The 13,396-nt window shown below is 61.9% G+C and carries 13 protein-coding genes; all 13 read left to right on the top strand.

From position 1 onward, the window contains the following. Nucleotides 1–9 precede the first annotated feature (9 nt). The 13 genes from CDV44_RS24315 (at nt 10) to rnc (ending at nt 13,368) form a co-directional block, all read left to right on the top strand. The gene (locus CDV44_RS24315; protein WP_087691262.1) at nt 10–999 is read left to right on the top strand and encodes a beta-ketoacyl-ACP synthase III; all 990 of its coding nucleotides are present in this window, start codon (nt 10–12) and stop codon (nt 997–999) included. Between the two features lie 145 nt (nt 1,000–1,144). Beyond that, the gene (fabD, locus tag CDV44_RS24320) at nt 1,145–2,074 is read left to right on the top strand and encodes an ACP S-malonyltransferase (protein ID WP_087691263.1); all 930 of its coding nucleotides are present in this window, start codon (nt 1,145–1,147) and stop codon (nt 2,072–2,074) included. Nucleotides 2,075–2,109: 35 nt separating this feature from the next. Then, nucleotides 2,110–2,859, top strand: coding sequence for a 3-oxoacyl-ACP reductase FabG (gene fabG / locus CDV44_RS24325; RefSeq protein WP_058375948.1), 750 nt, complete (start codon nt 2,110–2,112; stop codon nt 2,857–2,859). Between the two features lie 136 nt (nt 2,860–2,995). Further along, on the top strand, nt 2,996–3,235 hold the full coding sequence (gene acpP / locus CDV44_RS24330; RefSeq protein WP_058375947.1) for an acyl carrier protein: 240 nt from the start codon (nt 2,996–2,998) through the stop codon (nt 3,233–3,235). 146 nt (nt 3,236–3,381) lie between these two features. Continuing rightward, nucleotides 3,382–4,620 carry a beta-ketoacyl-ACP synthase II gene (gene fabF / locus CDV44_RS24335; RefSeq protein WP_087691513.1) on the top strand — a complete coding sequence of 413 codons (1,239 nt, stop codon included), beginning with the start codon at nt 3,382–3,384 and terminating at the stop codon, nt 4,618–4,620. 165 nt (nt 4,621–4,785) lie between these two features. After that, nucleotides 4,786–5,385: an RNA polymerase sigma factor RpoE gene (gene rpoE / locus CDV44_RS24340; RefSeq protein ID WP_058375946.1), complete on the top strand. Its 600-nt coding sequence runs from the start codon at nt 4,786–4,788 to the stop codon at nt 5,383–5,385. Nucleotides 5,386–5,423: 38 nt separating this feature from the next. Beyond that, complete coding sequence (locus CDV44_RS24345; protein WP_087691264.1) at nt 5,424–6,122, top strand: sigma-E factor negative regulatory protein; 699 nt, start codon at nt 5,424–5,426, stop codon at nt 6,120–6,122. Next, nucleotides 6,123–7,181, top strand: coding sequence for a MucB/RseB C-terminal domain-containing protein (locus tag CDV44_RS24350; RefSeq protein WP_087691265.1), 1,059 nt, complete (start codon nt 6,123–6,125; stop codon nt 7,179–7,181). A gap of 157 nt (nt 7,182–7,338) precedes the next feature. Beyond that, nucleotides 7,339–8,826, top strand: coding sequence for a DegQ family serine endoprotease (locus tag CDV44_RS24355; protein ID WP_371328817.1), 1,488 nt, complete (start codon nt 7,339–7,341; stop codon nt 8,824–8,826). Between the two features lie 29 nt (nt 8,827–8,855). Further along, nucleotides 8,856–9,101: a glutaredoxin family protein gene (locus CDV44_RS24360; RefSeq protein ID WP_087691266.1), complete on the top strand. Its 246-nt coding sequence runs from the start codon at nt 8,856–8,858 to the stop codon at nt 9,099–9,101. Between the two features lie 191 nt (nt 9,102–9,292). Then, nucleotides 9,293–11,098 carry a translation elongation factor 4 gene (gene lepA / locus CDV44_RS24365; RefSeq protein WP_058375942.1) on the top strand — a complete coding sequence of 602 codons (1,806 nt, stop codon included), beginning with the start codon at nt 9,293–9,295 and terminating at the stop codon, nt 11,096–11,098. An 18-nt stretch (nt 11,099–11,116) separates the two neighbouring features. After that, on the top strand, nt 11,117–12,031 hold the full coding sequence (gene lepB / locus CDV44_RS24370) for a signal peptidase I (RefSeq protein ID WP_058375941.1): 915 nt from the start codon (nt 11,117–11,119) through the stop codon (nt 12,029–12,031). Between the two features lie 284 nt (nt 12,032–12,315). Further along, entirely contained in the window at nt 12,316–13,368 is a 1,053-nt protein-coding gene (gene rnc, locus CDV44_RS24375) for a ribonuclease III (protein WP_087691267.1), read from the top strand. Nucleotides 13,369–13,396 lie beyond the last annotated feature (28 nt).

Below are 13,396 nucleotides of genomic sequence, written 5' to 3' on the forward strand. Positions count from 1 at the left end.
GATCTTAAGATGACCCAGTCCGCGATTCATTCCCGTGTCATCGGTACCGGCAGCTATCTGCCGGCACGACGCGTGACCAACCAGCAGCTGGCCGACGAGCTTGCCACGCGCGGCATCGAGACGAGCGACGAGTGGATCGTCGCGCGCACCGGTATCAAGGCCCGGCATTTCGCGGCGCCTGATCAGAGCAGCAGCGACATGGCCACCGAGGCCGCGAAGCGCGCGCTCGACATGGCCGGACTCGACGCCAACCAGCTCGATCTGATCATCGTTGCCACCTCCACACCCGACTTCGTGTTTCCGAGCACTGCCTGCCTCGTGCAGAACAAGCTCGGCATCACCAATGGATGTGCGGCGTTCGATGTGCAGGCTGTTTGCTCGGGCTTCGCTTACGCGATGGCCACGGCGCATAACTTCATTCGCGCCGGTGCCCACCGCAATGTGCTGGTGATCGGTGCCGAGACGTTCTCGCGGATTCTCGATTTCAACGATCGCACCACCTGCGTGCTGTTCGGCGATGGTGCCGGCGCGGTCGTGCTGCAAGCCTCCAACGAGCCGGGCATTCTGTCGAGTGCGCTGCACGCCGACGGCAGCCACTCGAACATTCTGTGCGTGCCGGGCAATGTGAATGCCGGTGCGGTGCAGGGTGAGGCGTTCCTCTATATGGATGGCCAGGCGGTGTTCAAGCTGGCCGTCAAGGTGCTGGAGAAAGTGGCCCACGAGGCCCTGGAGAAGGCCGGACTGGAGCAGTCGGCGATCGACTGGCTGATTCCGCATCAGGCCAACCTGCGCATCATGACGAGCACGGCCCGCAAGCTGGGTCTGCCCGAAGAAAAAATGGTCGTCACCGTCGACCAGCATGGCAATACCTCGGCCGCCTCGATTCCGCTCGCGCTTGACGTGGCGGTTCGCGATGGCCGCATCAAGCCCGGCCAGAACGTCATGATCGAAGGCGTTGGCGGCGGCTTTACCTGGGGCGCGGTGCTGTTCCGCATGTAAAAGCCCTCCGGCGCAGTGGCGTCGCGCGCGTGTCGGTGATTCCGTCGAGGAATGCCGCTCACGCAGCGATGCCGCCTCGCGCGTCACGACGACGCGCGACAATGCACCGCGTTATTTCCTGAATCTGACTGCAAACCCAAGCGCCATGACATTCGCTTTCGTTTTCCCGGGACAAGGATCCCAATCGGTGGGCATGCTGGACGCCTTCGGTGACAACACCGTTGTGCGCGAGACGCTCGCCGAAGCTTCGGACGCCCTCGGGCGGGATATGGCCAAGCTGATCGCCGCTGGCCCCGCCGAAGATCTGAACCTCACCACCAATACCCAGCCGGTCATGCTCACTGCCGCCTACGCGATGTACCGCGCGTGGCTGGCCGAGGGCGGTGCCGTGCCGGCGTTCGTGGCAGGCCACAGCCTTGGTGAATACACCGCGCTTGTGGCTGCCGGTGTGATCGCCTTCAAGGATGCCGTGCCGCTCGTGCGTTTCCGCGCGCAAGCCATGCAGGAAGCCGTGCCGGTCGGTCAGGGTGGCATGGCCGCCATTCTGGGTCTGGACGACGACACCGTGCGCAATGTTTGCGCCGAAGCGTCGGCCGCCGGCGTGGTCGAGGCGGTCAATTTCAACGCCCCGGCGCAAGTGGTCATCGCGGGTGCCAAGGCCGGCGTCGAAAAGGCGTGCGAACTGGCCAAGGCCGCGGGCGCCAAGCGCGCACTCGTGCTGCCGGTGTCGGCACCGTTCCACTCGTCGCTGCTCAAGCCGGCGTCGGATCGCCTGCGCGAGTATCTGGCGGGCGTGACGTTCAATGCACCGCAAATCCCGCTGGTCAATAACGTGGATGTGGCCGTCGAGACCGACGTCGCCCGCATCAAGGACGCGCTGGTCCGTCAGGCTGCTGCCCCGGTGCGATGGGTCGAGTCGGTCAAGTGGCTCGCCGGTCAAGGTGTGACGCAAGTGGTCGAGTGCGGTCCGGGCAAGGTGCTCACCGGTCTGACCAAGCGTATCGACGGCAACCTCACGGGGCTGGCGATCACCGATCCGGCATCGCTCGCCGACGTGCGCGGCCAGCTCTCGTAAGCACTCAGCCAAGAACAGGCAAAGGTATTCCTCTCATGAGCAAGCAACTCGACAATCACGTGGCGCTGGTGACTGGTGCCTCGCGCGGCATCGGCCGTGCCATCGCTCTCGAACTGGCCCGTCAGGGTGCGACCGTCGTCGGTACCGCCACGAGCGAAGCCGGCGCGAAGGGCATTGACGCGTATTTCGCCGAAGCCGGTATTTCGGGAAAAGGCATCGTTCTGAACGTGACCGACGCTGAAGGCGTGGCCGCGGCGCTCGACGACATTCTCAAGCAATACGGAAAGCTCGACATCCTCGTCAACAATGCCGGCATCACGCGCGACAACCTCGCGATGCGCATGAAGGACGACGAGTGGGACGACGTCATCGACACGAATCTGAAGGCGATCTTCCGTCTGTCGCGTGCCGTGATCAAGCCGATGATGAAGGCCCGCAACGGCCGCATCATCAACGTGACCTCGGTGGTCGGCTCGGCCGGCAATCCGGGGCAGGCCAACTACGCCGCTGCCAAGGCGGGTGTGGCAGGCATGTCGCGTTCGTTGGCCGCTGAGATCGGCAGCCGAAACATCACGGTCAATTGCGTGGCGCCGGGTTTCATCGATACCGATATGACCAAGGCATTGGGCGAAGCCCAGCACGAAGCCCTGAAGTCGCGAATTCCGTTGGGCCGTCTGGGCGCACCGGAAGATATCGCGAATGCCGTAGCGTTCCTCGCGTCGCCGCAGGCCGGTTACATCACCGGCACCACGCTGCACGTGAATGGCGGCATGTTCATGAATTAACGGCAGGTCGCGTAAAAAGCGGTGGAATTACGTGATTTTGCGCGACATTGAACATTATTTGGCGCATGGTAACTTTGCTTGGCAAACCTGTTAAAATGCGCGCACTTGTCTGAACTAACTACCCCGGAGAGTTTGCATGGAAAACATTGATCAACGCGTCAAGAAGATCGTCGCGGAACAACTTGGCGTTGCCGAAGCAGAAATCAAGAACGAATCGAGCTTCGTGAATGACCTGGGTGCCGACTCGCTCGATACGGTCGAGCTGGTGATGGCCCTGGAAGAAGAGTTCGGCATGGAAATTCCGGACGAAGAAGCCGAAAAGATCACCACCGTGCAGCAAGCGATCGATTACGCAAGCGCGCACGTCAAGGCCTAAACAGGGCCTACGGATCGCCTGGCCGGCCGGAGTGCCGACCGGTTCCCGGCGCCAGGGATGCCTGTCAGCCGCAGGGAGCACGGGGTCGGACCCTGTCGCCTCTGTGGCTTTTGTTTTGTATGACCCAGCAGAAGAAGGGGAGTATCGTGAGTCGTCGTCGCGTCGTCATTACTGGTCTGGGCCTGATCTCGCCGGTCGGCAATACTGTTGCTGAAGGTTGGGAAAATCTGGTCGCCGGCCGCTCGGGCATCGCCAACATCACGAAGTTCGATTCGACCAACCATCGGGTGCACTTCGCGGGCGAAGTCAAGAACTTCGAGACCGAGAAGTACATTTCCGCGAAGGAAGCCCGCCGTATGGATACGTTTATCCATTACGGGCTTGCTGCCGGCATTCAAGCGTTCGAAGACAGTGGCCTCGCAGTGACCGAAGCCAATGCCGAGCGTATTGGTGTGCTGGTCGGTTCGGGCATCGGCGGTCTGCCGATGATCGAGGACACCGATAAGTCGCTTATCGAAGGCGGTCCGCGCAAGATTTCCCCGTTCTTCGTGCCGGGTTCGATCATCAACATGATCTCGGGTCACCTGTCGATCAAGTTCGGCCTGAAAGGTCCGAACCTTGCCATCGTCACGGCCTGCACGACGGGTCTGCACTGTATTGGTCAAGCCGCGCGCATGATCCAGTACGGCGATGCGGACGCCGTGCTCGCCGGTGGTGCCGAGTCGACCGTTTCGCCGCTGGGCATCGGTGGCTTTGCCGCGATGAAGGCCCTGTCGGAGCGTAACGACGATCCGGCGACGGCGAGCCGTCCGTGGGACCGCGATCGCGACGGCTTCGTGCTGGGCGAAGGCGCCGGCGTGATGATGGTCGAAGAGTACGAGCACGCCAAGGCGCGCGGCGCGAAGATCTACGCCGAGCTGACTGGCTTCGGCATGAGCGCCGACGCGTACCACATGACCGCACCGTGCGAAGACGGCGACGGCGCCCTGCGTTCGATGAAGAACGCCTTGCGCGACGCCGGTATCAACGCCGACGTGGTGAACTACGTCAACGCACACGGCACGTCGACGCCGCTGGGCGATATCGCCGAAACGGTCGCTGTGAAGCGCCTGATGGGCGATGCGGCCAAGCAAGTCGTGGTGAATTCGACCAAATCGATGACCGGTCACCTTTTGGGTGGCGCCGGTGGTCTGGAGTCGGTGTTTACCGTGTTGGCCGTGCACCATCAAAAGTCGCCGCCGACGATCAATATCTTCAATCAGGACCCCGCTTGCGATCTGGATTACTGCGCAAACGTGGCCCGAGACATGAAAATTGACGTCGCATTGAAGAACTCTTTCGGTTTTGGCGGGACTAACGGCACGCTGGTCTTCCAGCGAGTCTAAGTTCGCGGGACGCCGCGCAGGCGTCCCGTTCCGCTACCCACGCGCCGGTGAGTGTGCCCGGGCGTGCGGCGTACAAGACACATCCAACCGTGGCGGCAAGTGCCGCCATGGTGCAATCAGATCCGACCGGATCTGGCAGCCAGAGAAAAAACGGATCCATATCAGGTGAGTGAACGAGAAATCGACCAGGCGCTCGTCGAGCGCGTGCAAAAAGGCGACAAAGCCGCCTTCGAGCTGCTGGTTGCGAAATATCACCGCAAGATCATCCGCCTCGTATCGCGGCTCGTGCGCGATCACGCTGAGGTCGAGGATGTGACGCAGGAGGCCTTTATCAAGGCCTACCGCGCCTTGCCGCAGTTTCGCGGCGAGTCGGCGTTCTATACCTGGCTGTATCGTATTGCTGTCAACACGGCGAAGAACCACCTGGCCACGCAGGGGCGCCGTGCACCGACTTCGACTGAAGCAAACGCTGAAGAAGCGGAAACTTTTGCCGAGGCCGATCAACTAAGGGATATCAACACGCCTGAGTCGATGCTGATGAGCAAGCAGATTGCTCAAACGGTCAACGCGGCGATGGAGGCTTTGCCCGATGAACTTCGGACGGCAATTACCCTGCGAGAAATCGAGGGTTTGAGCTACGAAGAGATCGCCGAAGCCATGGGGTGCCCGATCGGAACGGTCCGTTCGCGAATTTTCCGGGCGCGTGAAGCGATTGCCAGCCGGCTTAGGCCGCTGCTGGACACGCCTGACGGTAAGCGCTGGTGAGCGCGCCGCCGGGGAAGTTATTTTCGTTGGGGGATATCATGGGATCAGCGACGGTGCAAACGCAGCGGGGGCTGCAAGCCGAGCGGATTTCCGCGTTGGTTGACGGGGAATTCGATGCGGACGAGTTGGCAGCCCTGCTGGATGAGGCTGACACTTCGGGCCGGCCTCTGTGGGACGACTACCACCTGATCGGGGACGCACTGCGTTCCGATGAATTGGCACTACCGCGTTCGGAATCGGCCTTCATGGCCTCGTTCGCCGCACGCCTCGAAGCCGAGCCGCATCTGCTCGCACCGGCCGCTCTGGCCGATGTGCAGGCAAGCACCGCGCAAGCGGCACGCACTGCCGGCTCGCGCATTACCCGTATCAATCCGTTCCTGCGTGTGCGTCGCGTTCTGCCGACGGCCGCGGCCGCTGCGGCGGTCGCTGCGCTGTCGTGGGTCGTGGTGCCGCGTTTGCAGGATCACCCGGCCGGCGGTGCACAACCGCAGGTGCTGGCACAGACGGCGGCGCCGTCGGCTGCCACGGGTGGTGCGAACCTGACCCGTGTGACGCTCACGCAGCAGCCGCAAGCGGCTGTGGCCGCGGCCGCCAACGGCGCAGGTCCGAACGATCTGATCGTGCTGCGCGATGCGCGCCTGGACCAATACCTGGCCGCGCATCAGCAATACGCTCCGGCGCCGATCGGCCAGAGCGTGTCTCCTTATATGCGAGCCTCGGCGCAAGCGGATGAATAAATGCAGCGCCTGAGTATCGAATCCTTGCCGCGTGCGCCCTTGGGGCGCACTTTCTTCCTGTTTGCCTTCCTGCTGGTCTCCACGCTGCAATCGCAGGCGTGGGCACAGGCGTCGGCACCGTCCGCCGACCCATTGGTCGAGCGGCGCGAAGTCAGCGCGTGGCTCAACAAGATCCACCGCGCCGCGCAGACCCAGAATTACGTCGGCACCTTCGTCTATCAGCGTGGCTCGACCATGCGATCGTCGAAGATCAGTCACTTTGCCGACAAGGGTAACGAGTACGAAGAACTCGAAACCCTCGATGGGCGCCAGCGCCGCATTCTCCGTCAGAACGAAGACGTCTACACGCTGATTCCTGAACAGAAGACCGTCTTCCAGGAAAAGCGCGAGAGCAAGGATTCGTTCCCGGCATTGCTCGCAACGCCCAATCGCGACGTTCTCGATTTCTACACGCCGAAGCTGCTGCCGAACGAGCGCATGGCCGGGTTCGATTGCGTGGTGATCGAGCTCACGCCGAAGGACGAGTACCGTTTCGGCTACCGGCTGTGGGCAGATCGCAACACGGGGTTGCTGTTGCGTGCGCAGACCATCGATGCGGACGGCCACATGCTCGAGCAGGCTGCGTTCTCGCAAATCTCGATTGGTGTGCCGAGCGAGAAGGCGCGCATCGTGCATGCCATTCAGGCAACGCACGGCTGGCACGTCATCAAGCCGCAAATTGCACCGACGCATCTGTCCGATGCGGGCTGGAGCATCGACGTCGACAAGAAGGTGCCGGGCTTCAAGGCCGTGCGCGAAGTGCGTCGCACGATGCGCTCGACGGCCGATGGCAAACCGCTGGATGTCCAGCAGGTGGTATATTCCGACGGCATGGCAGGACTTTCGGTGTTTATCGAGCCGGCCACGCGTGACCGCAAGGAAGGCCACGGCAGCGCTGGGGCGACCAACATCCTCATCAAGCGCCACGGCGACTATTGGCTGACCTTGCTCGGCGAAGTGCCGCAGGCCACCCTGCAACAGTTCGCTGCAAGTATCGAATTCAAGCAGCCGGCGAAGTAAGCGGCTGCCGGGCGGGCCGCCACCGGTGACGGAGCGGCCCGGGCAGCGAGGTGCGCATGGCAGCGATAGCCGTGTGCATGACAGCGTTGCCCTCAGGGATTCCCAGACTATCGCGCACTACGATCTTCCAATGAAGAAGACTCTCCTGCTTCGTGTCATGCTCGGCGGCGTTATGACCGCCTCGTTGGCGGGAGCTCCCGCCGCCTTTGCCGCGCCGGCCTCAGCACCCGCCAGCGGACCGGCAGCGCCGGCCGCCCTCGCGCCGCTGACCAACCTCCCCGATTTCACTCAGCTTGTCGATCGCGTCGGCCCTGCCGTCGTGAACATTCGTACGACCGAGCGCGTCAGCCGCAGTCAGCGCGGCATGCCGCCGGGCATGGACGACGACATGGCCGAGCTGTTCCGGCGCTTCTTCGGTGTGCCGATGCCGCAGCCGGGCCCGAAGGGCGGTGCGCCCAAGCGGGGTCAGCCGCAGCCGGACGAAGAGCAGAACAGTGGCGTGGGTTCGGGCTTCATCGTGTCCGCCGACGGCTACATCATGACCAACGCGCACGTGGTCGATGGTGCCGACAGCATTTACGTCACGCTGACCGACAAGCGCGAATTCAAGGCCAAGCTGGTCGGGGCCGACAAACGCACCGATGTTGCGGTGGTCAAGGTCGAAGCCAAGGATCTGCCGACGGTACCGATCGGCGACTCGAACAAGTTGCGCGTCGGTGAATGGGTCGTGGCCATCGGTTCGCCGTTCGGGCTGGAAAACACCGTGACGGCCGGGATCGTCTCGGCGAAAGGCCGCGACACCGGCGACTACCTGCCGTTCATCCAGACCGACGTGGCCGTGAACCCCGGTAACTCGGGTGGTCCGCTGATCAATATGCGCGGTGAGGTCGTCGGTATCAATTCGATGATCTACAGCCAGACGGGCGGCTTCATGGGCATTTCGTTCGCGATTCCGATCGACGAAGTGATGCGCGTGGCCGACCAGCTCAAGAAGACCGGCAAGGTCGTGCGCGGCCGTATCGGCGTGGCGATCAGCGAGGTCAGCAAGGATGTGGCGGATTCGCTGGGCTTGCCGCGTGCACAGGGCGCGCTGGTGCGCAGCATCGAACCGGGCAGCCCGGCCGAAAAGGCGGGTGTGCAGCCGGGCGACATCATCATGAAGTTCGATGGCCGCCCTGTCGATCACGCGACGGACTTGCCGCGGATGGTGGGTGACACCAAGCCGGGCGCGAGTGCGACGCTGCAAGTGCTGCGCAAGGGCAAGAACCAGGATCTGCGTATTACGATCGCCGAGGCCGATGTCGACACGCCGAAGGCGTCGAAAGCACAAAGCGGCAGCGCCGATACCCCGCACCCCAATGCCTTGGGTCTGGTGGTATCCGATCTGAGCGACGCGCAGAAGAAGGATTTGAAGTTGCGCGGTGGCGTGCAGGTCGAGTTGTCGGAAGGTCCGGCCGGCCGCGCCGGTCTGCAACAGGGTGACATCATCCTGCGTGTGGGCGATACCGACGTGACAAGCGCGAAGCAGTTCGAAGAGGTGGTCAAGGCGCTGGATCCGAAGCGTCTGGTGCCGATTCTCGTGCGCCGTGGCGATGCTACGCAGTTCGTGCCGTTGCGCCCGCGCGCACCGGCCACCGGCAAGTAATCCGGTCGCGATTGACGGATTTGACGGCAATGACCGCGCCGGCGCTGACCCTCTATGGCCGCAAATGGTGTCATCTGTGCGATGACATGCTTGCGGCACTGGAGGCCATGCGCCCGGCGTGGGACTTCTCCGTGACGGTCGTGGACGTCGACAGCGATCCGGCGCTGGAAGCGAAATACGACGAAATCGTGCCAGTACTGGCGTTAGGCGAGCGCGAATTGTGCCGTTATCGTTTTGACGCTGCCGCCGTGCAAGCGGCGTTGCGCGCACCGTAGGTCAACGATCCGCCGAGCCACCCCGACGATATGGGGGCAGCTCCCCCAACCCCACCGATGAAACGCCGCGATGCACGCGATTTCGGCCGGAATGACCGCGCTTTCGGCTAAAATGTCGTGTTAGCCGATTCTCTCGAAAGCCGCTGCCGAGCCGAATCTTCATGGCACCGACTTTTCTCTAGCCCCGCCTCATGGACCATATCCGCAATTTTTCGATCATCGCCCACATCGACCATGGGAAATCGACCCTGGCCGATCGCATCATCCAGCTGAGCGGCGGTTTGTCCGATCGTGAAATGGAATCCCGAGTTCTCGACTCGATGGACCTTGAGCGCGAGCGTGGCATCACCATCAAGGCACAGACCGCAGCGCTGCAATACAAGGCGCGCGACGGCAAAATCTACAACCTGAACCTGATCGACACGCCGGGACACGTCGACTTTTCGTATGAAGTAAGCCGCTCGCTGTCCGCTTGCGAAGGCGCGCTGCTCGTGGTCGACGCCTCGCAAGGCGTGGAAGCGCAAACGGTTGCCAACTGCTACACCGCCATTGAACTGGGCGTGGAAGTGGTGCCGGTGCTCAACAAGATCGATTTGCCGTCGGCCGAACCCGAGAACGCGATTCAGGAAATCGAAGACGTCATCGGCATCGAAGCGACCGACGCCGTGCGCTGCTCGGCCAAGACGGGCCTGGGTGTGGAAGAGGTGCTCGAAGCCCTCATCGCCAAGGTGCCGCCGCCCAAGGGCGACGCGACGGCCGCGCTGCAAGCATTGATCATCGACTCGTGGTTCGACAACTACGTGGGCGTCGTGATGCTGGTGCGCGTGGTCAACGGCACGCTCAAGCCGAAGGAAAAAATTCAGCTGATGGCCACCGGCGCGACCTATCCGGTCGAGCAGGTCGGTGTGTTCACGCCGCGTTCGCAACAGCGCGAGTCGCTGTCGGCCGGTCAGGTGGGCTTCATCATCTCGGGCATCAAGGAGCTGGACGCGGCCAAGGTCGGCGACACCGTCACGCACGCCGTGACCACGACGACCAAGCCGGCGGCCGAACCGCTGCCGGGCTTCAAGGAAGTGAAGCCGCAGGTGTTCGCGGGTCTGTATCCGGTGGAAGCCAACCAGTACGACGCACTGCGCGAATCGCTCGAGAAGCTCAAGCTCAACGACGCCTCGCTGCAATACGAGCCGGAAGTTTCGCAGGCGCTGGGCTTCGGCTTCCGCTGCGGTTTCCTGGGCTTGCTGCACATGGAAATCGTGCAGGAGCGTCTGGAGCGCGAATTCGACATGGACCTCATCACCACGGCACCGACCGTGATTTATGAGGTCGTGCAGCGCGACGGTACGACGATCACGGTCGAGAACCCGTCGAAGATGCCGGACCCGGGCCGTATCGAAGAGATTCTCGAGCCGATCGTCACGGTCAACCTGTACATGCCGCAAGAGTATGTGGGCTCCGTGGTCACGTTGTGCCAGCAGAAACGCGGCTTGCAGCTCGACATGCAATATCACGGCCGTCAGGTCAAATTGATCTACGAAATCCCGATGGCGGAAATCGTGCTCGACTTCTTTGATCGTCTGAAGTCGGTGTCGCGCGGTTATGCGTCGATGGATTACGAATTCAAGGAATATCGCTCGTCGGACGTGGTCAAAGTCGACATGCTGATCAACGGCGACAAGGTCGACGCACTGTCGATCATCGTGCACCGTTCGGAAAGCCGTCGTCGTGGCAATCAGGTCGCGGCGAAGATGCGCGAAATCATCCCGCGTCAGATGTACGATGTGGCAATTCAAGCCGCGATTGGCGCGAACATCATTGCGCGTGAGAACATCAAGGCGTTGCGCAAGAACGTGCTTGCCAAGTGTTATGGCGGCGACATCTCGCGTAAGAAGAAGCTGCTGGAGAAACAGAAGGCTGGTAAGAAGCGTATGAAGCAGGTGGGGAATGTGGAAATTCCGCAGGAAGCGTTCCTCGCCATTTTGCAAGTCGAAGACAAATAACGTAGCGACAGGTCCCGCATGAATTTCGCCCTGATTCTTTTGATCCTGGTGCTGGTTACCGGGGTGGCCTGGGTGGCCGACAAGTTGGTGTTTCAACCGGCGCGCCGCCGGGCAGCACAGCAGGCGGTGACGCAATTCGATCAGCAGCAGCTTGTATTGCAAGGGTCCGGCATTCAGGGCTCTGGCGTGCAGGAGGGTGGTGCAGTCGCGAGTGCGCGCGCCAAGGTGCGTGACGACAAGCTGCGTCAGCCGTGGTGGCTCGAATACTCGGCGAGTTTCTTCCCGGTGATTCTTGCGGTGTTCGTGCTGCGCTCGTTCGTGGTCGAGCCGTTCAAGATCCCGTCGGGCTCGATGATTCCGACGCTGCTGGTGGGTGACTTCATCCTCGTGAACAAGTTCGACTACGGCATTCGCCTGCCGGTGATCAACAAGAAGGTCATTGATCTGGGCGAGCCGAAGCGTGGCGACGTGGTCGTGTTCCGCTACCCGAAAGATGAGTCGATGGACTACATCAAGCGTGTGATCGGTGTGCCGGGCGACGTGGTGGCCTACGAGAACAAGAAGCTCACGGTGAACGGCGAGCCGGTGCCGGAGACGGCACTGCCGGACTTCTTCGACGACGAGCACATTGCTTACTACAAGCAGTTCGAAGAGACGGTGGGCGGTGTGAAGCATCGCATCCTGAACGATCCGAACGTGCCGCCGTACATCATGGGTGCCGACGATTTCCCGAACAAGCAGAACTGCCAGTACAACAGTCAGGGTGTGATCTGCAAGGTGCCGCCGGGCAACTACTTCATGATGGGCGATAACCGCGACAACAGCGCGGACAGCCGCTACTGGGGCTTTGTGCCCGAGCAGAACATCGTGGGCCGGGCGTTCTTCATCTGGATGAACTTCTCGAACCTCAAGCGTCTGGGCGGCTTCCAGTAATTGGAAGGTGCGTCGGATATTCACCGAGAGGTGAGATCCGGAAGCCTTGAAGTATTAATGCGGGAATTGGCGATAAATCGCTGATTTCCGCATTATTGTTTCTGATTTTGTATTTAATCATGCGGCTGGCTTGGGTCGCCGGGGGAATCTCTCTGCAATCACCCCGGCGTTGTCTGAGCCACCGTCCTCACGCGAGTCTGAAAAGCCCGTCGGACGGCGGTTTCGCCCGTCGTTTCTTGGCGACGACGCGCGCCGGGGCGGGAGCGTCGCGCTATACTTGCGCCATGCCTCAATCACTGAATCAACTGGAAGAACGCCTCCAGTATCGCTTCCACGATGCGGAATTGCTTTGCCAAGCACTGACGCATCGTAGCCATAGTGCCGCCAATAATGAGCGGCTGGAGTTTCTCGGCGATTCCATTCTGAATTGTTCCGTTGCGGCCATTCTGTTTCGTCGTTATCCCAAACTCGACGAAGGCGATCTGTCGCGTGTGCGGGCCAATCTCGTCAAGCAGCAGTCGTTGTACGAAATTGCGCAGGTGTTGGGCGTTTCCGAATTTCTGCGCTTGGGTGAGGGTGAGCTCAAGAGCGGTGGTTTCCGCCGTCCGTCGATTCTGGCCGACACGCTTGAAGCCCTGTTTGGCGCGATGTACCTCGACGGCGGATTCGAAGCGGCGTACGCCGTGATCGAACGTCTGTACACGCCGGTGCTCGAACACGTCGATCCGAGAACGCTCGGCAAGGACGCGAAGACGTTATTGCAGGAGTACCTGCAAGGTCACAAGATCGCGTTGCCTCAGTACACGGTGACGGCCACGCACGGCGCGGCGCATAACCAGCAATTCGAAGTCGAATGCGCGGTGCCGAAGCTCGACATCAAGGTGGGTGGCGCAGGCGCGAGCCGCCGTGCGGCCGAGCAAGCGGCGGCCAAGAAGGCGCTTGAAGAAGTGCAGAAGATGCCGGCACTCGCGAAGCCCAAGGCCGAGAAGAGCGCGAAGGCGGCCAAGAAACGTGCGGCGAAGGCCGCGGCGTCGGAGGCGAAGAAGGCCGATCAGGCGGCGGGTACGCCATCGCCGGAGACGCAGGCGAAGGAAGTGCCGAAAGACACCAGAGACGCCAAGGACACCAAGGATGCCAAGGAAGCGAAAGCCACCAGCATTCCGGTGCCGGCGATGACCGCCGCGCATGGTCATGGTGCAGCGCGTGTCGCGATTCCGGCCGCGGAAAAAGCGACAGATAAAGCGACTGACAAGGCGACAGACAAGTCGGCAGACAAAGCGGCAGACAAAGCGGCAGACAAGGTCGAAGCTGCAAAGCAACCACCGGCAGCCGCCTGAGTACCATTCAAGGGGAGGGCGCAGTGCG

Origin of the sequence: Pandoraea sp. PE-S2R-1 (assembly GCF_002179865.1) — a bacterium.
GTDB lineage: Bacteria > Pseudomonadota > Gammaproteobacteria > Burkholderiales > Burkholderiaceae > Pandoraea.